This is a genomic window from Pseudomonas sp. R11F (assembly GCF_050312575.1).
Lineage (GTDB): Bacteria > Pseudomonadota > Gammaproteobacteria > Pseudomonadales > Pseudomonadaceae > Aquipseudomonas > Aquipseudomonas palleroniana.
In genome coordinates this window covers 1-20,698 of the sequence record NZ_JBNPJU010000030.1, presented here as the reverse complement: position 1 = coordinate 20,698, position 20,698 = coordinate 1, and the positions used below count along the sequence as shown (strand labels likewise).

Genomic DNA, 20,698 nt, shown 5'->3' with positions numbered 1-20,698 from the left:
TTGCGTCTGACGCACTTATAACCTTCCAACAAGTAACTTTTTGTCATGGATTTGCCTGATTAGACTGCTCCGGTATTTCTAATGCCGAGCTGCCTGTTCATGACTTCCCTCGCTGCCCCCGCTCTCCAGGCCGCAGCCAAACCGACCACGCTTACGCCACCGGCGTTCGGCCCGCGCATCATCATCGGCCTGGTCGGCGTGCTGCTGGCGGTACTCGTATCTGGTCTCAACGAGATGGTCACCAAGGTTGCCCTCGCCGACATCCGGGGTGCGCTGTACCTCGGCTTTGACGAAGGCACCTGGCTGGTCGCCGCCTACACCGCGACCTCCGTGGCGGCGATGGCCTTTGCGCCTTGGTGCTCGGTGACGTTTTCCCTGCGCCGCTTCACGCTGTGTGCGATCGCTTTGTTTACGGTGCTTGGCATCCTGTGCCCGTTCGCGCCGAACTACGAAAGCCTGCTGGTGCTGCGCACGGTTCAAGGCCTGGCGGGTGGCGCGCTGCCGCCGATGTTGATGACCGTGGCGCTGCGCTTCCTGCCGGCCAACGTCAAGCTGTACGGCTTGGCCGGGTATGCGCTTACCGCCACCTTCGGCCCGAGCCTGGGTACGCCACTGGCGGCGTTGTGGACCGAATACGTCGGCTGGCAATGGGCGTTCTGGCAGATAGTCGCACCGTGCCTGTTGGCCATGGTCGCGGTGGCCTACGGCTTGCCGCAAGATCCGCTACGCCTGGAGCGCTTCAAACAGTTCAACTGGCGCGGCTTGCTGCTGGGGTTCCCGGCGATCTGCATGCTGGTGATCGGCCTGTTGCAGGGCAATCGCCTGGACTGGTTCGAGTCGGGCCTGATCACCTTCCTGTTGAGTGGCGGCAGTCTGTTGCTGGTGCTGTTCATGCTCAATGAATGGTCGCACCCGGTACCGTTTTTCAAGTTGCAGATGCTCGGCCTGCGCAACTTGGCGTTTGCACTGATCGTGCTGGCTGGCGTGCTGGTGGTGCTGACGTCGGTGATCATTATCCCGTCGAGTTTTCTCGCCCAAGTCCAGGGTTATCGCCCACTGCAAACCGCGCCGGTGATGCTGCTGATGGCACTGCCGCAGTTGATCGCGCTGCCGTTGGTGGCGGCGCTGTGCAACCTGCGCGGGGTCGATTGCCGGTGGGTGCTGGGGGTCGGTTTGAGCCTGTTGGTGCTGTGTTGCGTCGGCAGTTCGCACCTGACCTCGGCGTGGGTTCGTGACGATTTCTATGGCTGGTACCTGTTGCAAATCTTCGGTCAGCCGATGGCGGTGCTGCCGCTATTGATGCTTTCCACCGGCAGCATCCAGCCGATGGACGGGCCGTACGCTTCGGCCTGGTTCAACACCATCAAGGGGCTCGCCGCCGTGGTCGCCACCGCCGTGCTGGATACCTTGACCACACAGCGCCTGCATTTTCACTCGACCCTGTTGGTAGACAGCCTGGGCAACTCGCCCCTGGCCGACGGCGACTCACCGGGCCTGGCCCGGCGCCTGCACGAACAGGCCGTGGTGCTCACGTCTTCAGATCTCTACTACGTCATGGCCGCGGTCGCGGTGGCGTTGATCCTGCTGATTTTCTGGATGCCCACGCGGATCTTTCCGCCTCGCGCACCGACCTAGCCCAAAGGACTTCTCATGAAACGCAAAGACAAAATAGCCGTCTCCGTTATTGCGGTGTTCGCCGTGGGTGTGCTGGTTTACCTGGCCGTGCCGCAGCTTCTGGCCAACAAGCGCCAGACCACCAACGACGCTTTCGTCGCCGCCGACTTCACTTTGGTTGCGCCGCGCGTGGCGGGCTTCATCAAGGAAGTGCTGGTGGAAGACAACCAGCGCGTCAAAGCCGGCCAACTGTTGGCGCTGATCGACGACCGCGATTTTCGCGCCGCCGCCCAAGCGGCTGATGCGGATACCTTGGTGGCCCGGGCCCAATTGAAAAACGCCAACGCGACCCTGGAGCGCCAAAGCTCGGTGATCGCCCAGGCCCAGGCTACGGTAGCGGCTGATCGCGCCGAAATGGCCTTCGCCGAACACGAGTTGAATCGCTACAACCACCTTGCTGGTGTCGGCGCAGGCACGGTGCAGAACGCCCAGCAAGCCAAGACCCGCATCGATCAGGCCACCGCGCGTCTGGCCAAAGCCACGGCGGTGTTGGCAGCCGAGCGCAAGCAGGTGGAGATTCTCACCGCTCAGCGTGATGCCGCCGAAGGTGGACTCAAGCGTGCGCAGGCCGCGCTGGAAATGGCCAGTTACCAGCTGTCCTACACCCGCATCGTTGCGCCGGTGGATGGCATGGTCGGCGAGCGTGCGGTACGGGTGGGCGCTTATGTGACGCCGGGCAGCAAGATCCTGGCGGTGGTGCCGTTGGCCGAGGCCTATGTAGTGGCCAATTTCCAAGAGACGCAACTGTCGCATATGCAGGCTGGCCAGGCGGTGCAGGTCAGTGTCGACAGCCTCGACGGCGAGTTGCTCAAGGGGCATCTGGAAAGCCTTGCGCCCGCCACCGGGGTGACCTTTGCCTCGGTCAAACCGGATAACGCCACGGGTAACTTCACCAAGGTGGTGCAGCGGATTCCGGTAAAGATTGTCCTCGAACCCAACCAGCCGCTGACCGAGCGCCTGCGCGTCGGTATGTCGGTGGAAGCCAGCGTCGACACACACGCAGTCGCGCAGCCGCGTGAGGTGGCCCAGCAATGAGACAGATGGCCTGGCTTACCTTGAGCCTTATCAGCCTGAGCGCGTGTACCGTTGGCCCGGACTTCCAACGGCCCCAAGGTCCACACGTCACGCAATGGAGCCAACCCCAGGGGCGACAGGCTGCCAGCCGTGCAGTGACCGACCCGTTGCAGGAGCGCTGGTGGGACGTGTTTCACGACGCACAACTGTCGGCGCTGACCCGGCGTGCGCTCACCGACAACCTTGACCTGAAACTGGCCGGCAGCCGCCTGCAACAAAGCCGCGCCGTGCGCCAGGTGACCACCGCTGAGCGTTATCCCAACCTCGTTGCAGCGGGTGGCTATCAGCGCAAACGCAACAGTGGCAAAGGCTTGAGTGACCCGTCCGGCGAGAACGGTCGCGCAGCCTTCAACCAGTGGGATGCGGGCTTCTCCGCCGCTTGGGAGCTGGACTTCTGGGGCCGGGTCAAACGCGAAACCGAAGCTGCCGACGCTACGCTGCAAGTCGCTGAAGACGACCGCCGCGCCGTGCTGCTCTCGGTGCTTGCCGAGACCGCTCAGGACTACATCCAACTGCGTGGCGTACAGAACACCCGCGCCGTCACCGAGCAAAACCTCGACGTCGCTCGCCACAGCCTCAAGCTCTCGCAATTGCGCCTGGCCGATGGTGTGGCCACGGACCTGGACGTCGCCGAAGCCGCTGCCCAGGTAGCGGCCATCGAAGCGCGCCTGCCGGAGTTACAGCAACGCCAGGACCAGCTGATCAACGCCCTGAGCCTGCTGATGGGCGAGCCGCCACAGGCGCTGCATGCGCAATTGTCCAAGGACGCCGCCGTGCCACAAACCCAGCGCCAGGTCGCTATAGGCCTGCCGTCGGAACTCGCGGAGCGTCGCCCTGATATTCGTCAGGCCGAGGCCCGTTTGCATGCAGCCACCGCCAACATCGGTGTGGCCAAGGGCGACTTCTACCCGCGCATCACCCTGTCCGGCAGTCTCGGGTCGCAGGCCATGCAACTCGCCGATTTCGGCTCCTGGGGCTCTCGCGCGTTTGCCTTAGGTCCGCAATTGAGCTTGCCGCTGTTCAATGGCGGGCGCCTGCAAGGCATGTTGAATTTGCGCGAAGCCCAGCAGCAGGAAGCGGCGCTGGCGTATCAGCAAACCGTGCTGCGGGCCTGGCACGAAATCGACGACCAGTTGACTCGCTACAGCGCCAGCCAATTGCGACGCGACAGCCTTGCCGAAGCCGTGCGCCAAAACCAGATCGCACTCACCACGGCACAGCAGCAATACGTTGAAGGCGTAGTGGATTTCGTCAACGTGCTCACCGTGCAAAGCGCTTTGTTGGCGACGCAGGAGCAATGGGTGGAAAGCTCCACCGGCGTGTCGCTGGCGATGGTTGGCTTGTACAAAGCCTTGGGTGGTGGTTGGGAGTCGGTGTACCCGCTGCAAACCGCGAAGCGCTGAATCACAAAGAGTTTTGTCAGTCCCTCACCAACAAGACCTACGTGTTGCAGTGCACCGGCGTGTCCTTCAGGGATTCTGCAAAAACACTACATACCCCCGAAACCACTGACTCTCCTTCAAGTACCCCGGTGCTTCCCATTCCCCGCCTTGAATCAGCCCCACCTTGAACGGCAATCCCAATCGATTCATCCGGGGTAAGTACGCCGCGTAATCCGGGATGCTATGGCGGCCCTGATAGGTCTGCACCACCACCTCATCCACCACGCCCTTGAGCTGGTCGATGGCCGCCGGGTCGGCGTTGCTGCTCCAGTCCATCAGGCCGGTGATGCTCAGGCGTAGGTCGGCGGGCAGGCGTTGGCGCAGGTCGCGCAGGAAGGCTGCGTATTCGTGCAGGTATTGGGTGCGGGCGTCGAAGTCGATCTGGATCCCGACCACCGGGTTGCCGGCGTCGCGCCAGCGTTGCACCTGGCCGAACACTTGGGTGTAGATCTGCTCCGGCCAATGCAAGGTGTGGGCACGGTAGACCACCCAGACCTCGCCTTGGGTGAGGCGCGGTACGCTGATGCCCTGGGCGATCAATTGCACGCCGCGCTGTGGCGCGCGGCGGGTGGAGTTGATCTGGCCCTGCAGGATGTACAGGGTTTTGGCCTGCTTGAGCACCGGCTGCGGCGTGACGCCGCTCCATAGCCAGAAGGCGTCATAGTCGCGGGCGTCAACAGCGCCAAAGGCCGGGCTTGCCAACAGCAGCAAGCCGAGCCACAGGTGCTTCACCAGTAGTACTGCAGAGACTTGCCCCACTCGGTGTCGGCAAAGCTGGTTTTGAGCTGGCGGAACCACGCCTTGCGCACGGCAGGTTCAACTTCATTGCCACCGCAGCTGTTATAGCCTGACGGCGCATAGCAGTTGATGGCGCGGAACAGGGCATAGGCCTTGTCGTTCTTCGGAGCCTTGGCGTTGGCGATGACGAGTTTGTAGCCGTCGAGCCGCGAGAAGGTTTCACCCTTGAAGTCCGACGCCGTACTGCCCAGGCTGCCTGCGGCGCGGGCTTGTTCCAGCGGCATGCCGTCCAGGCCGTTACGCAGGATGAACTCGCCGAAGCAATTCAGGCCCTGCGGGTTTTTCGCGTCGTTTTGCAAGGTTGCTGCGGTTTGCGCGATGCTCGGGCACGCATAGCCGGATTCGGCTTTGTCCCCGTTCCACTGGAACATTTTCAGGCTCTGGCCTGAGGTATAGACGTAGCCCAGGCTGGTGCCCAGCTTGTCTTCGGGCGCCGGGGCCGGCAGTTGCTTGAAGTCGGCGGCGAAGTTGGCGAACTGGCTGTGCAACAGGTCTTTATAAAGCAGCACGAATTGCGCGGTGTTGCGCTCCACGGGGTCACTGGCCTTGGCCAGTTGTTGGCGCAGCAGGTCCGGCCCGGCCACGTTGCTCAGCAGGATGTAACGCACTTGCTGGGCGCTGATCGGCGAGTCGGCGGCAAACACCTTGGCCAATTGGCCGCTGCGTTCGTAGTTCATGGCCAGGGCCAATTCCAGCTGGTCACGTTGCAGTGGCAGCTTGGCTAGCGGGAGCAATTGCAGCCACAGCGACTCGGCGGCTTTCCAGTCTTTTTTCTCCTCCAGAGCCAATGCGCGCAAGGTCTGTTGGCTGAAGGCGAAATAATCCAGGCTCGACGGCACTTCCTTGGGCAACAGCTTCAAGGCGTTGTCGGGCTGATGCTCGACGTACAGCGCGTAGGCCGCCTGTACGTAGTCGAACTGAGCCGGCTCATTGGCAAACACGCCTTTCTGCCCGTCGAGCTCTTCGCGAGTCAGTTCCGGCGGGGTATGGGCGCGCATCGCCATCAGGTCGGTGACCAACTGAATCATGGGGTTTTGCACGGTGCTGCGATTGACCATCAACAGTTTGAGGTCGGCTTCTTCCACCAGTTCTTCCAGCGACGCGTTGCGCTGTGTATCCGTCGCCTGGGTCAGTTGCCACGCATAGGCCTCGGCCAGTTTGTCGGTGTCATCCGCCAGCCAGTACACCCGGCGCAGCAGGCCACGGGCCGAGGTGGCGTAAGCGCCCTGTGGATAAGTTTTCAGGTAACCGAGAAAGCCCTCTTCGGCGTTGCTCAGGGCCGACTTGTCCACACGCTCGAGCTTGGGCATGCCGTATTCGTCGAAGGCCTCGGCCTGTGCCTGGTTCAGCGATGTGCGGGCGGTCATGTACAGGGCGGTTTCTTTCAGCCAGGGCAAGGTGCTGCTGCTGGCAGCGGCAAAACCGCGTTCGGCGTCGCTGAAGCGCCCGCTGTAGAAGTCGGCGGCTGCTTGCAGATAGGTACGCAGCAGTTGGCCTTCGGGCGACTGAATCTGTTGCGGCTCCACGACCTGGCCATTCCAATCGCAAGTGGCGAGCAACTGCACACGGGCTTTGACCAGCACGTCGCGTTCGGCCGCCGGCATGTCGGCCTTGACGACCTGGCCGATAAACGCCGCGGCGCTGTCGTCATCATTGCTGCGGCAACGGCTGCCTTCACCGCTGAGGAAGGCTTGGCCGGCGGCCTTGCTATCGCCGCGCTGGATGCCCAATGGCGCGAGCAGTTCGTCAAGCCCGGGGGCCGAGGAGTCGTCTGCTTCTGCGGGCGGGGTGTCATTGGACGTCAGGCGATACACCGGGAACGGCACCGGACCGAAGCCTTGCTCCAGGTCGGTGTCATTCAGTGCGTTGGGTGTCAGGGGCATCGCCTGTTTATCTGCCAGTAACAGGCGCAGGTTGACCCGGCTGTCATTGCCCGGGCTCAGGAAGGGCAGGTTGCTGCAGCCTTCAAGGCTGTCGCGTGATACCCGCCAGTCGGGGTAGCACGAATCATCGCCGCTGGCCTGGGCTTGGAAGGAAAGGCCGGCGAGCAACGCCAGACCCAGAGGAGGCAGAAAACCGATGCGCATGACGTGTCCTTTGATCCTGAGTCCTTGGAGGGTCGCAATCATAACGTACGCCTGCGAAGACGTCGGTAGCGCCCTACAATAAATTCAGATTTATCCGTTTTCGGTAGTGGCAATTTGATTTGCCTGCCCTAGACTGCCGACATCATCAGGGAGTAGTTACCGCATGGAGCCGTTACGTAGTTGGGTGTTTGGAGTTTCATGTCTGATGGGCCTGACGCAACTGGCCATGGCGGACGACCCGTTGCTGGATCACCCCCCTGCGGCGGCGACCGGCGCCGACGAGGCGCGTGGCGTGTTGCGTGCCCGCGACCAGGCAATGCTGGCCAGCGAGCTGTCGGGGCGGATCGTCGAGTTGCCCTTCAGCGAGGGCGAATCGTTCAAGAAGGGCGACACTCTGGCACGCTTCGACTGCTCGGCCTACCAGGCCCAGCTCAATGCCGCCCAGGCCGCCAGCCGTGGCGCCGGTGAGGAGCTTGCCCACAACAAACAACTGGCGGCACTCAACTCCGTCGGGCGTTTTGAAGTGGCCCGCGCCGAAGCCAAACTCACCGAGACCCAGGCTCAAACCCAGGTTTATCAAGTACAGGTCAAACGCTGCAGCGTGCTGGCGCCGTATGACGGCCAAGTGGTGCAGCGCAAGGTCCAGCGTTACGAAAGCGTATCGGCCGGGGCGCCGTTGCTGGAGATCGTCGATAACCACAGCCTGGAAATCCACCTGCGGGTGCCGTCGCGCTGGATGGGCAAACTCAAGCCCGGGCAAACCTTCAATTTCACTCCCGACGAAACCGGTCAGGCATTCACGGCCACGGTCAAGCGCCTGGGTGCTCGTATTGATGAAGGCAGCCAGACACTGCTGCTGGTCGCCACCTTGCCGAACGCTTCCGGGCTGCTGGCAGGCATGAGCGGTACTGCCCGCTTTGCGCAATTGCAATGAACGCACCGCTGGCGGGCCACGCCGAGCGCGTGTTTGCGCAGTTTCTCGATCTTGAGCGTCAGATTCGTGCGGCGCGTACCACCGAGCAACTGGCCTACAGCCTGGTCAACGATGGCCAACCACTGTTTGGCTATCGCCATGCCGCCCTGTTGATCGCCGGTAAGGTGCGGGCGGTGACGGCGGTGAGCAGCGTCGATCCCAACGCGCCGTTCGTGGCTTTTGTTGAACAAGCGGTGGTGCAGTTGCACAAGCTGGCGATGAGCCAAACCGCACGGGTGGTGCCGGCTGAGCAATTGAGTGGTGCGGTGCAAGCCGATTGGCAGGGCTTGTCGGCCGGGCATGTGTTCTGGCTACCGTTGGTTGACCCCCAGGGCCGAGTGTTCGGCGGCCTGTGGCTGGCGCGGGACACGCCGTGGAACCCGGCCGAGCAAGTATTGCTGGCGCAACTGGGCGACACTTGCAGCCATGCCTGGCATGCGTTGCAACCGCGCCAGCCGTGGCGCTTGTGCCTGAACCGCAAACGCCGGATAGCGGCGGTGGTGGTAGTGCTGCTGACGCTGCTGATCCCGGTGCACCAGTCGGTGCTGGCGCCCGCCGAAGTGGTGCCGCTGGCCGGGCAAGTCGTCGCGGCGCCGCTGGATGGGGTGATCGCGGAGTTCCTGGTCAAACCTAACCAGACGGTGAAAACCGGCGACCTGTTGCTGCGCTTTGAAAGCACCACGCTGACGGCCCAGGCCGATGTGGCCGCGCGTGCGCTGGGCGTGGCCGAGGCGGAGCTCAAGGCCAATTCCCAGCGTGCCTTTGCCGATGCCGAGTCCAGCTCGAAGATTGACCTGCTGGCCGCCCGCGTCGAGCAAAAACGTGCTGAACGTGACTATGCACGTGAGCTGCTCAAACGTAGCGAAGTGCGCGCCGAACGCGACGGGATCGCCGTATTCGCAGATGCCGATCGCTGGACCGGTAAACCGGTGCAAACCGGCGAGCGGCTGTTGCAGATCGCCGATCCGGCCCAGGCGGAGTTGCGCATTGAATTGGCGGTGGGTGATGCGATTGCCTTGGCGCCCAATGCCCAGGTCGCGCTGTTTCTCGACAGCGACCCGCTGCAACGTCACCTCGCGACCCTGCAACGGGTCGCCTATGAAGCGCAGCCCACACCGGGTGGGCAGTTGGCCTATCGCCTCGATGCGCAATTCGATGATGCGCCGCCCCGTATCGGCCTGCGCGGTACCGCGAAACTCTATGGAGAGCGGGCGCCGCTGGCCCTGTACCTGCTGCGCCGGCCGCTGGCAGGCTTACGCCAGAGCGTGGGTCTCTGATGAGCCTGCCCAGGCTGCGCGAAGACCTGCAACTGTCCGCCGCCGGCGCCGCGTTGGACGGCTCGCCGCGCTGGACCCTGGCCGACCCGGTACGTGGGCGTTATTTCAAACTTGGCGCCAGCGCGATTCGTTTGTTGCGTCACTGGTCGCTGGGCGATCCGGAAAAAGTCCTGCAGGCCGCCAACCGCGAACCGGGTTTGCCCCTGGAGGGTCGCGAAGTGGAGGAGTTGCTGAGCTTTTTACGTGCCCATGACCTGATCGCCGCCTTCGACCCGCAGCAGCGGGCGAGTTACCTCTATAAAGCGGCCGCGCAAAAGCGCAGCCTGTGGCAGGTGTTGCTGCATCAGTACCTGTTTTTCCGCATTCCGTTGTGGCGCCCGGATGCGTTTCTCAACCGTGTATGGCCTTGGCTGGCGCGCTTCGGTCCGGGATTGTTGCGTTACGGTTTGCCGATCATTCTGGGCTTGGGCGTGTTTCTGGTCGCACGCGACTGGCAGCGTTTCCTGGCGACATTCCCGCACCTGTTCAGCCTCGGCGGCGCCCTGGCATTCGGTGTGGCGTTGTTTTTCGCCAAGCTATGCCATGAATTCGGCCATGCCTTCATGGCCAAGCGCGCCGGGTGCCGGGTGCAGAGCATGGGCGTGGCGTTCATGGTGTTGCTGCCGATGTTCTACACCGATGTGAGCGACGCGTGGCGGGTCAATGATCGCCGTGCGCGGTTGATGATCGGAGCCGGCGGGGTGATGGCCGAGTTGTTGCTGGCGTGCATTGCCCTGCTCGCATGGTCGTTGTTGCCCGACGGTCCGGCGCGCACGGCGGCGTTCATGTTGGCCAGCGCGACTTGGCTGACCACGTTGGCGATCAACCTCAACCCGTTCATGCGCTTTGATGGTTATTTTCTGATCAGTGACTGGTGGGGCGTGGATAACTTGCAAGGCCGCGCTTTTGCACTGTGCCGTTGGCGCCTGCGCGAACTGTTGTTCGGTTATGGCGAGCCGGCGCCGGAGCCGTGGTCGCCGACGATGCAACGACGCTTGCTGGGGTGGGGTTACCTGGCGTGGCTGTGGCGGGCGGCGCTGTTCCTCGGGATTGCGCTGGCGGTGTATCACCTGTTTTTCAAGCTGCTCGGGATCTTCCTGATGCTGGTGGAACTGGTGTGGTTCATCTGCTTGCCGGTCGTCAAGGAGTGGCGCGAATGGTGGAGTCGTCGCACCCAGGCCCATGCCCCCCGGGTGTTGCTCAGCAGCCTGGGCCTGCTGTTGCTGCTGCTGGCGCTGGTGGTGCCGTGGCGCAGCGCCGTGGAGTTGCCGGCCATGCTCGAAGCCGGACGTGCCAGCGCATTGCATGCGCCCGTGGCGGCGCGGGTCAAGCAGGTACGGGTGGCCGATGGCGAGGCCGTCACCCAAGGCCAGGTATTGTTCGAGTTGGAGTCGCCGGATCTGGAAGCGCGACAAAGCATCGTGCGCCGTGAAGTGGAGATTCTGCAGTTGCAGATGCGTCGCCAGGCCGGGCGCACTGAAACGGCGGCGGATGCCGGGATCAACGATCAGCGTCTGTCCCAGGCCCTGGCCGAATACCGAGGCCTGGCCGCCCAGCGCGAGCGGTTGCTGTTGCGCGCACCCCATGCAGGCACGGTGCGCGATATGTTGCCGCAATTGGGCGTGGGCCGTTGGCTGTCACCCAAGGATTCGCTCGCGCAAGTGGTGGAAGAGGGGGCACGCCTGCGGGGTTACCTGGCCGAGGCAGAGTTGTGGCGGGTAGCCCCGGGCGCCACCGGGCGCTTTATCGCCGATGACCCGATGCATGCCGCTATCCCTGTCGAATTGACCGATATCGACACCAATGGCGTGGCCTACCTGGACCAGGAGGCACTCACCTCCGACCACCATGGGCCAATCGCCGTACGCCGTGATGAAAACCAGCGCCCGGAGCCGGTGCAGGCCCAGTACGGCGCGCGGTTGAAAAGCGTGCAACCGATCCAAACACCCCGCCAGCCCCTGCGCGGTGTGGTGGTGTTGCAAGGGCGCAGTGAGTCGGTGCTGGGCGTCGCCTGGCGTCGGGCGGCAGCATTGGGGGTGCGGGAAAGCGGGTTCTGACAGGAGTTGAACGATGTTGAACAAGGATGGCGCCCTGGCGCAGGGCTTGGTGGTACGCCCGTCACGCAGCAGCGATGGGCCGTTTTTGCAGAGCCTCTACCGCTCGGCGCGTGCGGATCTGCAATGGATCGATGGCGAGCAGGCGTTGGTGGAGGCGGTGATTGCCCAGCAGTTCCAGGTGCAGGAACGAGGGATGGACGAGCATTTTCCCGGCGCCCTGCATTATGTGATCGAGAAACTGGCCACGCCCATCGGTGCGTTGAGCGCCGACTTCGGGCCTGCTGAAATCCGTGTGTTGTACCTGGCTTTCGTCCCTACCGCCCGTGGGCAAGGCTTTGGTCGTGCGGTGTTGCAAGGGGTGCAGCAGGCCGCTGCCCAAGTGTGTTGCCCGGTGGCGACGGTGGTGTGGGCGAGTAACCCCCATGCGCGCCAGCATTATCTGGCGCTGGGGTTTGAAGTGGAGGAACAGACGCCCGCCGCGCAGCGCCTGGTGTGGTACCCGTCTCAGTTGAAAACGATGCAGAAATAGCCGCGCTGGGTGTCGCGGCCCATCGCGGGTTCGCGGGATACGAACACGTTTTCCAGGCAGCTGTCCCCGAGTGGCAGGCGGCAGAGGCCGTCGACGAAATCGGTCGGTACGAGGCTTTCGAGCAACACGCTGAACGCCGTGCGTGAGCCGCCAGGCAGGCTGGCCTTGGGGGCGTGGGTGAGGCGTTGGATCTGGATGGGCAATGCAGAACCATCGGGCAGGTAAAGCACACTAGTCTGGTTCAACAAAGGCTGGAAATGATTGAGGGTCATCAGGTTCAGCATAAGGCGGCTCCACTTGAGAAATGCCGAGGCCCGTGGGCCTCGGCCAGGGGCTTAGCTGCGGGACGGAAAGATGCCGTTCAGCGCAATGCTGAAGTTGATCACCAGGAACGGGTTCATCGTGGCCATGGCCTGGCCTTGGCCGGCGGGGTCGATGGTGCCGGTCAAGGTGGTACTGACGCCTTTGAGCGTCACCGGGTTGGCGCCCTGTTGGTCCGAGTAGATCGTCGCGCTGCCCGGGCCGGGGCCGGAAGCGCCGATAAACGCGTTGGCGGCAGTGGGGACCGTGACCGGGTTGCTGGTGACACTGGTCAGTTGCACGGTGGTGGTGGAAGTGAAGGCCGCGGTGCCATGTGTGTGGGTCGGCAGGTTGGCCAGCGTGGCGGTGACGTTCTCGACCCCGGCGAACGCGCCGATGACTCGCGGCGACAGGTTCGCGCCGTTGCCTTGGCCGATGGGCAGGCGCCCCTGCAAATCCGGCAGCTTGAAGGACTGCACCCCGTCGCCGCCGTACGTGGTGGTGATCAGGGCGAACAGCGCCTGGTACTGGCTGATGGACAAGGTTTGACCGGCGCACAAGGCCCAGTCTCTAGGGGCGAAATTAAACGCGAACGGTTGAATAGTGCCGATGAATACTTCCATGGATCGTTCATCCTTGCTTATGGCTCTATGGGTGTGTGACGCCAATTGATCTGGCGTCATCGCAGAGCGTAGACGCCGCTGATGCGCGGCGCCCGGCGGTCGCGAAACCGCGAGCGAAACCGGGGCTTTTGGCCTAGAGTGGCGCATGTTGACGCAACGGCGGGGTTTGCCCGGGAATCGGGCAGTGTCAGGGGAATTGAGGTGCGACGGTCTGTGGTAGAACAAGACAACAAAGTGGGGGTTTTTCCCGCAGTCAATCGCCTGTCGGCGGCTTGGGAAGGTGCCGGTTGGCTCAGCCGTTTATGGTGGGTGCCGATTCTGGCGCTGGCCATGGCCGTGCGTTTCTATGGCCTCACGGCCTCGGCGATCTGGGGCGACGAAGGTTCGAGCCTGTTGCTGAGCGAATACGCCATCGATGACCTGTGGTTTCACGCGGCCCATGATGTGCACCCGCCCTTGTACTTTTTCATGTTGCGCGGGTGGATCGGGCTGTTTGGCGATGGCATCTGGTCGATTCGCGGCATGAGTGCAATCCCCGGTGTGGTCGCGGTGGGCCTGGGGATCTGGCTGGCGCGGCAACTGTCCACCCGGCGCGCGGCGATACTGGCGGGGGTGCTGCTGGCGCTGTTCCCCACTGCCGTGCGCTACAGCCAGGAAGTGCGCATGTACTCGCTGCTGGCCGTGTGGCTGCTGGCCGCCACGCTGGCGCTGGTGTACTGGGTACGCCGGCCCGAGCGCACGCGCTACCTGGCGGCCTACGTGCTGCTGATGGTGGCCGGGTTCTATACCCATTACTTCACAGCCTTGTGTGTGCTGGTGCATTGGGCCTACCTGGGACTGTTGTGCGCGTCCCAGGCGCCGGGCCAGCGTCTGGTCCTGCGCCCTTCGTGGTGGTGCGCCAATACGCTGATCGTGGCGCTGTACCTGCCCTGGTTGCCGAACCTGCTGGATCTGACCCAACACGTCGAACAGCTCAAGGTCGGCGGCGATATCGGCTGGGAAGACCCGGTCACGCTGATCTCCGTGCCGTCGATGGTCTGGCAGTTCATGCTCCAGGATGAAGGCATCGACTTCTGGAAACCGTTGTTCTGGCTGTTTCCGCTGTTGCTGATTGGCGTCGTGGTTGCGACCGCCTGGCGTGATCGTGAGGCCCATCGGCCGGCCGGCCTGCTGGCGCTGTTTTTCCTGCTGCCACTGTTGCTGGTGTACGCGGTGTCGTTTATTTCCCCGGTCTTTATCGAGCGCTACCTCACGGTGTATGCCCTCGGCTTGCCGATCATAGTGGCCTTGGCCATCGACCGTTTGCCCCAGCGGCTGTCACGTTGGGGCGTCGCGTTCCTGGTGCTGTTTGTCAGCGTGGAACTGCTGGGGGTGAAGAACAACGCCACCGTGGACGAGCATGACCAATTCAACGTGCCGGTGGAGTTCGTCAACCGTAACTATCAGGAAGACGACCGCATCGTCCTCAGTGACATGCTGTGGTACCTCAGCTACGTGTATTACGACCAGACCGACGCCCAACTCCAGCTCTACACGCCACCCAAACCCGACGGTACGCCGACTCGGCCGACCGCCTACGGCTTTGGCACCCTGGTTGACCAGGACGGTGGGCGCATTTATCTCGACCGCCTGTCGGCATTGCCGGCGGATACCCGCCGCGTGTGGCTGATCAGCAGTGCCGAGCCGCCGGATGATTTCGCGCCGATACCTGCCGATTGGCGCGAACTCATGCGCCAGGATGGCGGCGGCGCAAGAGCGCGCCTGTTTGTCCTGTGTCGCGGGCCAGAGCCTTCGCAGCCTGAGGGCTGCCGCTAATTGCGAATCGGCATTAGGAAAATGTCGAAATAGTGGCAAATAACCACTAGTGAGCACCGCAATCCTCAGCTACGCTTCGGGCATAAATGGATTTGTCCTACAAAGTGGTGAAAGGATTGCGCTATCACTTTATCTCCGGTCTGCCGCGTTCCGGCTCGACCTTACTTTCTGCGATCCTGCTGCAGAACCCCCGTTTTCGCGCGGGCATGAGCAGCCCCGTAGGGACGCTGTTCAATGGCGTGCTGGCGCAGTGCAGCGCCGGCAGCGAGTTTGGCTCGGTCATTGACCCGGACACCCGCCGTCGCCTGTTGCGCGGCCTGTTTGATGCTTACTACGGCGACAAACCCTCCACCCCCGTGGTGTTCGACACCAACCGCCAGTGGTGCGCGCGCATGCCTGCCTTGCACGACCTGTTCCCCCAGGCCAAGGTCATCGCCTGCGTGCGCAATGTCGCGTGGATCATGGACAGCCTGGAACGCCTCTACCGCGCCAATCCGTTTGAGAACACCAAACTGTTCAACGACGATATCGAGCGCAACACCGTGTACAGCCGCGTCGAAACCCTCGGCCAGCGCAATCGCCTGGTGGGTTATGCCTGGTCGGCCCTCAAAGAGGCTTACTACGGCGAAAACGCCGGTTCCATGCTGATCGTCGACTACGACCTGCTGTCCCAGGCGCCGGAGCGCGTGATGCGGTTGGTCTACGAATTCATCGGCGAGCCGTGGTTCGAGCATGACTTCGACAACCTCAGCTACGACGCACCGGGCTTCGACGAGGCGCTGGGCGTCAGTGGGTTGCACCGGGTCAAGCCCAAGGTCGCGCTGCAACCTCGGCGTACGATCCTGCCGCCCGATCTCTTCGAGCAGTTCGCGAATATGGCCTTTTGGCTGGATGGGAGCCTGAGCGCCGCCAATGTGATTCGCACCAAAGCCAATGCCGTGATCAATTGATCGCGGTTTTTTCATAGCGGGTATCTGCATTCGACAAGCGGGTGAGCAACATGTGGTGGAGCAAAGGTAAGGCACGGCAGGCAACGACAGGCGCCAACACCCTGGCGACGCCGATGATCATGTTCCTGGAGCCGCGCATGTTGTTTGACGGTGCGGTCGCGGCCACCGTGGCCGATGCTGCCCAGGCTGACAGCCACGCCACCGCCGATGCGGCGGCCAAGGCACCGACGGCCGAACATGCCTCCGTCAGTAAAGACACCCACGGGCAAACCGATGCGCCGGCGACCCCGGCACCCGTGGCGGTACCGGGGCAGACCGTGGTGTTCGTCGACGCCCGGGTCAAGGACTCCGCCGACCTGCTCAAGGGGGCTGCCCCCGGCACTCAGGTCGTGCAACTGGATGCGAGCAAGGACGGCCTGCAGCAGATGGCCGATTACCTGGGCAGCCATCAGGGCGTGAGTTCGGTGCAGATTATCGCTCACGGCAACACCGGTGATCTGTGGCTGGGCAGTACCTATCTGTCGGCCGACAACGTTGCGGCTCGCAGCGAAGTGTTGGCGCAGATCGGCCAGGACATGAATGTGGGTGGCGACATCCTGATCTATGCCTGCAACACGGCGCAGGGCACCCAGGGGCTGAACTTTGTCGACTCGCTCGCGCAATTGACGGGCCGGGATATTGCCGCATCCACCAACCGCACCGGCGGGGGCGGCGACTGGACGCTGGAAATTGCCACCGGCTCCATCGAGAGCCACACCGCGTTGTCGTACCAGGCGATGTCGGCGTACCAGTACGGCTTGGCCACGATTACGGTGACCAACAACGGCGACAGTGGCGCCGGTTCATTGCGCCAAGCCCTGAGCGATTCGGTGACGGGCGATACCGTGACGTTCAACTCAAGCATGACGGTTAACCTGAACTCTCAACTGGTGATCACGAAGAATGTCACGGTTGCGGGTGATTTGAACCACGACGGCGTGGCGGACGTTACCCTCAGCGGGCAGTACAAGACCCAGGTGCTGAGAGTTAATAATGGGGTGACCGCGACACTCGATGGCCTGGTCATCACCCAAGGGCTGGCGGTCGGGAATGGCGCGCAGGCAGGTGTCGACGGCACAGCTGCGATGGGCGGCGGTATCGTCAACTTCGGTAACCTGACCTTGAATAATGTCACGGTGACCAGTAATGCCGCCTCGGGTGGCGGTGGCGGTGGCGGGGTGACCGCGCCTTATGCCGGTGGCCCGGTCGGTGGTGGAGGCGGTGGCGGCGGTGCGCTTGGTGGGCAGGTCGGAGGCCACGGCGGTATCGCCGGCACTGGTACGGGGGTATACGCCGGGACCTCCGGTAGCGCCAACACCGGTGGCACGGGCGGCTCCTATAGCCCTACCTACATGGGCGGCAGGGGTGGCAGCAGCGTGGGTGGCGCAGGCGGTGTGGGCGCCGGTGGCTACAGTAACGGTGGCAGCGGCGGCACGGCGAACAACGGCACTATCAGTATCGGCGGCGGTGGTGGCGGCTCTGGATGGGACAGGCCGGGTCGTGCCGGTGCCTCGGCCAGTGGCGGTATCTACAACGCCACCAGCGGCACCCTGACCGTTGTCGGCACTTCGGTGATTTCCAATAACATCGCGGCCGGTGGTGGCGGCGGCGGCGGTGGAGGGAGTGGTGGCAGTGCCGACCCGGGCGGTGCGGGCGGCAAAGGCGTCGGCGCGATCTGGAACAAAGGCACGCTGTTGATGACCGCCGCCAACTTCGCGGCCCTGAGCGGTAACGTTGGTGGCAGCGGCTCCGGCGGCCAGGCGGCGGGCGGAGGCGGCACGGGCGCTACCGTGGCGGCCACGAACAATATCTTCAATGATGGCGGCACCCTGAACACCGCCTACGCACCAACGCCATCAGCAACCATTGTCGTCACCACCACGGCCCAGCACATTGGCAGCACTTCGTTGGTGACCATTACCTTCAGCCAGGCCGTCACCGGTTTCACCAACGCTGACCTGACCGTGTCGAACGGCACCTTGAGCGCTGTCAGTTCCAGTGATGGCGGCGTCACCTGGACGGCGACGTTCACCCCAAGTTCGAGCGTGACCAGCGCGACCAACCATATCGTCCTGGATAATACCGGTGTCACCGGCGTGTCGAATGGCCTGGCGGGCAGCGGGACTTCTACCTCCAATAACTACACCGTCGATACGGTACGGCCGACCGCCACGGTTGCGGTGGCCAGCACGGGGTTGAATATCGGCGGCACCTCCGTGGTGAACGTCACCTTCAGCGAAGCGGTATCCGGCTTCAGCCTGGCCGACATGACGGCGTCCAACGGCACCCTGAGCAACCTGTCCACCAGCGATAACATCCACTGGACAGCGACCCTGACACCGACGGGCGGGATCACCAGTGGTATCAACGTCATTACCCTGGACAACACGCTTTACACCGACGCCTCGACCAATACCGGCACCGGCGTCACCACGTCCAATAACTACAGCGTCGACACCGTGCGCCCCACCGCTAGCATTGTGGTGTCTAACCCAGCGCTGAACATCGGTGGCACTTCTCTTGTGACCATCACTTTCAGCGAAGCCGTCTCCGGCTTTACCAACGCCGACCTGGTCGTCGCCGACGGCACGCTGAGCGCGGTGAGCAGCAGCGATGGCGGCATCACTTGGACCGCCACCCTGACGCCAAGCGCTGGGGTTAGCCATAGCGGTGACGTGATTACCTTGAGTAATACCGGGGTCGCCGACCTGGCAGGCAACGCCGGCAGTGGCACCACCAGTTCCAACGCGTATGCCGTCGACACGCTGCGGCCGAATGCGACCATTGTGTTTTCCAACACTACCCTGGCTATCGGTCAGACCTCCCTGGTGACGATTACCTTCAGTGAGGCGGTGAGCGGTTTCACCAACGCCGACCTGACGATCACCAATGGCACCTTGAGCGCTGTCTCCAGCAGTGACGGCGGTGTGACCTGGACCGCCACTTTCACCCCGACAGCCAGTATCACCAGCCCGACCAACCACATCACGCTGGACAAGACGGGCGTGCAGGATCTGGCAGGCAACGCCGGCAGCGGCACGACCAACTCCAATAACGTGGCGATCGACACCCAGCGCCCGACGGCCACGATAGTGGTCGCCAACCCGATATTGGCGATTGGCCAGACTTCGCTGGTTACAGTGACCTTCAGCGAAGCCGTCACGGGTTTCACCAATGCCGACCTGACTATCGCCAACGGCACGCTGAGTGCGGTGAGCAGCAGTGACGGTGGGATCACCTGGACCGCAACGTTCACCCCGTCGGCGAGTACCACCAACGCCGCCAACCACATCACCCTGGACAATACCGGCTACAGCGACCAGAGCGGCAACACCGGCACCGGCACGACAGACTCCAATAACTTCGCCATCGACACCCAGCGGCCGACGGCGACTATTGTCATCGCCGACCCGGTGCTGAGCGCCGGTGAAACCACATTGGTGACCATCACATTCAGTGAGGCCGTGAGCGGTTTTACCAACGCTGACCTGACCATCGCCAACGGCACCTTGACGGCGGTGAGCAGCAGCGACGGCGGTATCACCTGGACCGCTACCCTCACGCCGACGGTCGGTGTCAGCGATGCCACCAACGTCATTACCCTGGCCAACTCCGGTGTCGCCGACCTGGCCGGCAACGCGGGCTCGGGCACCACCAGTTCGGCCAACTACACGGTCGACACCGTGCTGCCCACGGCGACCATCGTTGTTGCGGACAGCGCTTTGAAAATTGGCGAAACCTCTGCGGTGACGATCACGTTCAGCGAGGCGGTGACAGGTTTCACCAATGCCGACCTGACGATTGCCAACGGCACCTTGACGGCGGTGAGCAGCAGCGATGGGGGGATCACCTGGACGGCGACCTTCACGCCGAGCAGCGCCATAACCGACGCGACCAACCTGATCACCCTCGACAACAGCGGCGTACGCAACCTTTCGGGCAATGCCGGCAGTGGTACCACCAGCTCCAACAACTACGCCATCGATACCCAGCGCCCAACCGCAACTATCGTGGTGACGGACACCGCCCTGGGTATCGGCCAGACCTCGTTGGTGACGGTGACATTCTCCGAGGCGGTCACCGGCTTTACCAATGCCGACCTGACGATTGCCAATGGCACATTGAGCGCGGTGAGCAGCAGTGATGGTGGCATCACCTGGACCGCGACGTTCACCCCGGCGGCCGGTATCACCGATACCAGCAATGTGATCACCCTGGATAACACCGGCATTGCCGATTTGGCCGGCAACGCCGGCGGCGGCACGACCGACTCCAACAACTACGCCGTCGACAGCCAACGGCCGACCGCGACCATTGTGGTTGCTGATTCGGCGCTGACAGCCGGTGAAACATCACTGGTGACGATCACCTTCAGTGAGGCGGTGACCGGCTTCACCAACAGCGACCTGAGTGTGCCCAATGGCACGCTCAGTGCCGTGAGCAGCGCCGATGGCGGCGTGACCTGGACGGCTACCTTCAGCCCGAACGTCGGCACCCGGGACGCCACTAACCTGATCATCCTGGACAATACCGGCATCACCGACCTGGCCGGCAACGCGGGCTCAGGCACTACCAGCTCGGCCAACTTCACCCTCGACACCGTACGGCCGACCGCGACCATCGTGGTGGCGGACAACGCGGTGAAAATCGGTGATACCTCGCTGGTGACCATCACCTTCAGCGAGGCGGTGAGCGGTTTCACCAACGCCGACCTGACCGTTGCCAACGGCACCTTGATGGCGGTGAGCAGCAGCGACGGAGGGATTACCTGGACGGCGACCTTCACGCCTACCAACAACATCACCGACACCACCAACCTGATCACGCTGGACAACAGCGGCGTGCAGAATGCCTCGGGCAACGTCGGCAGCGGCACCACCGACTCCAACAATTACGCTATCGACACCCAGCGGCCAACGGCGACCATCGTGTTGGCCAACAACAGCTTGAACATCGGCGCCACGTCGTTGGTGACCATCACGTTCAGCGAGGCGGTCAGCGGTTTCAGCAACGCCGACCTG

General features: G+C 63.2%; 14 protein-coding genes. 10 read left to right on the top strand and 4 right to left on the bottom strand.

Going from position 1 to position 20,698, the window contains the following annotated elements; translation table 11 throughout:
* Positions 1 to 99 precede the first annotated feature (99 nt).
* From ACQRBV_RS08445 to ACQRBV_RS08435, 3 genes are read left to right on the top strand one after another with little or no spacing between them, the layout of a single operon-like run.
* Entirely contained in the window at positions 100 to 1,635 is a 1,536-nt protein-coding gene (locus ACQRBV_RS08445) for an MFS transporter (RefSeq protein WP_411985732.1), read from the top strand.
* Between the two features lie 15 nt (positions 1,636 to 1,650).
* A complete protein-coding gene (locus tag ACQRBV_RS08440; RefSeq protein ID WP_060755477.1) occupies positions 1,651 to 2,709 on the top strand; it encodes an HlyD family secretion protein in 1,059 nt (352 codons plus the stop codon).
* Complete coding sequence (locus ACQRBV_RS08435) at positions 2,706 to 4,151, top strand: efflux transporter outer membrane subunit (protein ID WP_411985731.1); 1,446 nt, start codon at positions 2,706 to 2,708, stop codon at positions 4,149 to 4,151. The genes ACQRBV_RS08440 and ACQRBV_RS08435 overlap by 4 nt, the downstream gene beginning before the upstream one ends.
* A 66-nt stretch (positions 4,152 to 4,217) precedes the next feature.
* Here ACQRBV_RS08435 and ACQRBV_RS08430 read toward each other — a convergent pair whose 3' ends face one another.
* Positions 4,218 to 4,922, bottom strand: a complete 705-nt coding sequence (locus tag ACQRBV_RS08430; protein WP_411985730.1) for a DUF3142 domain-containing protein — start codon at positions 4,920 to 4,922, stop codon at positions 4,218 to 4,220.
* On the bottom strand, positions 4,919 to 7,075 hold the full coding sequence (locus tag ACQRBV_RS08425; protein WP_411985729.1) for an outer membrane assembly lipoprotein YfiO: 2,157 nt from the start codon (positions 7,073 to 7,075) through the stop codon (positions 4,919 to 4,921). The genes ACQRBV_RS08430 and ACQRBV_RS08425 overlap by 4 nt, the downstream gene beginning before the upstream one ends.
* A gap of 163 nt (positions 7,076 to 7,238) precedes the next feature.
* On the opposite strand from ACQRBV_RS08425, the gene ACQRBV_RS08420 reads away from it, so the two are divergent.
* The 4 genes from ACQRBV_RS08420 to ACQRBV_RS08405 are packed head-to-tail and all read left to right on the top strand — an operon-like array spanning position 7,239 to position 11,950.
* Positions 7,239 to 8,009: an efflux RND transporter periplasmic adaptor subunit gene (locus ACQRBV_RS08420; RefSeq protein ID WP_104995139.1), complete on the top strand. Its 771-nt coding sequence runs from the start codon at positions 7,239 to 7,241 to the stop codon at positions 8,007 to 8,009.
* Positions 8,006 to 9,325, top strand: a complete 1,320-nt coding sequence (locus ACQRBV_RS08415; protein WP_411985728.1) for an efflux RND transporter periplasmic adaptor subunit — start codon at positions 8,006 to 8,008, stop codon at positions 9,323 to 9,325. Before ACQRBV_RS08420 ends, ACQRBV_RS08415 begins: the two co-directional genes overlap by 4 nt.
* Positions 9,325 to 11,421 carry an HlyD family efflux transporter periplasmic adaptor subunit gene (locus ACQRBV_RS08410; RefSeq protein ID WP_411985727.1) on the top strand — a complete coding sequence of 699 codons (2,097 nt, stop codon included), beginning with the start codon at positions 9,325 to 9,327 and terminating at the stop codon, positions 11,419 to 11,421. The genes ACQRBV_RS08415 and ACQRBV_RS08410 overlap by 1 nt, the downstream gene beginning before the upstream one ends.
* A gap of 13 nt (positions 11,422 to 11,434) precedes the next feature.
* Positions 11,435 to 11,950, top strand: coding sequence for a GNAT family N-acetyltransferase (locus tag ACQRBV_RS08405; protein ID WP_060755487.1), 516 nt, complete (start codon positions 11,435 to 11,437; stop codon positions 11,948 to 11,950).
* Here the strand turns inward: ACQRBV_RS08405 and ACQRBV_RS08400 are convergent.
* Positions 11,926 to 12,234, bottom strand: coding sequence for a hypothetical protein (locus ACQRBV_RS08400; RefSeq protein ID WP_060755488.1), 309 nt, complete (start codon positions 12,232 to 12,234; stop codon positions 11,926 to 11,928). The genes ACQRBV_RS08405 and ACQRBV_RS08400 overlap by 25 nt on opposite strands.
* 51 nt (positions 12,235 to 12,285) lie before the next feature.
* A complete protein-coding gene (locus ACQRBV_RS08395; RefSeq protein WP_090367650.1) occupies positions 12,286 to 12,873 on the bottom strand; it encodes a phage tail protein in 588 nt (195 codons plus the stop codon).
* Positions 12,874 to 13,074: 201 nt separating this feature from the next.
* On the opposite strand from ACQRBV_RS08395, the gene ACQRBV_RS08390 reads away from it, so the two are divergent.
* The 3 genes from ACQRBV_RS08390 to ACQRBV_RS08380 all read left to right on the top strand — a co-directional run.
* Entirely contained in the window at positions 13,075 to 14,688 is a 1,614-nt protein-coding gene (locus ACQRBV_RS08390) for a glycosyltransferase family 39 protein (protein WP_411985726.1), read from the top strand.
* Positions 14,689 to 14,774: 86 nt separating this feature from the next.
* On the top strand, positions 14,775 to 15,638 hold the full coding sequence (locus ACQRBV_RS08385) for a sulfotransferase family protein (protein ID WP_411985725.1): 864 nt from the start codon (positions 14,775 to 14,777) through the stop codon (positions 15,636 to 15,638).
* Positions 15,639 to 15,688: 50 nt separating this feature from the next.
* Positions 15,689 to 20,698, top strand: a 5,010-nt coding sequence (locus ACQRBV_RS08380) for an Ig-like domain-containing protein (RefSeq protein WP_427877918.1), incomplete at its 3' end; no start/stop codon positions are given.

Coding starts and splice junctions, on each gene's coding strand:
- ACQRBV_RS08435 (WP_411985731.1), top strand. CDS start 2,706: ATGAGACAGATGGCCTGGCTTACCTTGAGCCTTATCAGCCTGAGCGCG.
- ACQRBV_RS08395 (WP_090367650.1), bottom strand. CDS start 12,873: ATGGAAGTATTCATCGGCACTATTCAACCGTTCGCGTTTAATTTCGCC.
- ACQRBV_RS08405 (WP_060755487.1), top strand. CDS start 11,435: ATGTTGAACAAGGATGGCGCCCTGGCGCAGGGCTTGGTGGTACGCCCG.
- ACQRBV_RS08445 (WP_411985732.1), top strand. CDS start 100: ATGACTTCCCTCGCTGCCCCCGCTCTCCAGGCCGCAGCCAAACCGACC.
- ACQRBV_RS08425 (WP_411985729.1), bottom strand. CDS start 7,075: ATGCGCATCGGTTTTCTGCCTCCTCTGGGTCTGGCGTTGCTCGCCGGC.
- ACQRBV_RS08385 (WP_411985725.1), top strand. CDS start 14,775: ATGGATTTGTCCTACAAAGTGGTGAAAGGATTGCGCTATCACTTTATC.
- ACQRBV_RS08440 (WP_060755477.1), top strand. CDS start 1,651: ATGAAACGCAAAGACAAAATAGCCGTCTCCGTTATTGCGGTGTTCGCC.
- ACQRBV_RS08410 (WP_411985727.1), top strand. CDS start 9,325: ATGAGCCTGCCCAGGCTGCGCGAAGACCTGCAACTGTCCGCCGCCGGC.
- ACQRBV_RS08415 (WP_411985728.1), top strand. CDS start 8,006: ATGAACGCACCGCTGGCGGGCCACGCCGAGCGCGTGTTTGCGCAGTTT.
- ACQRBV_RS08400 (WP_060755488.1), bottom strand. CDS start 12,234: ATGCTGAACCTGATGACCCTCAATCATTTCCAGCCTTTGTTGAACCAG.
- ACQRBV_RS08420 (WP_104995139.1), top strand. CDS start 7,239: ATGGAGCCGTTACGTAGTTGGGTGTTTGGAGTTTCATGTCTGATGGGC.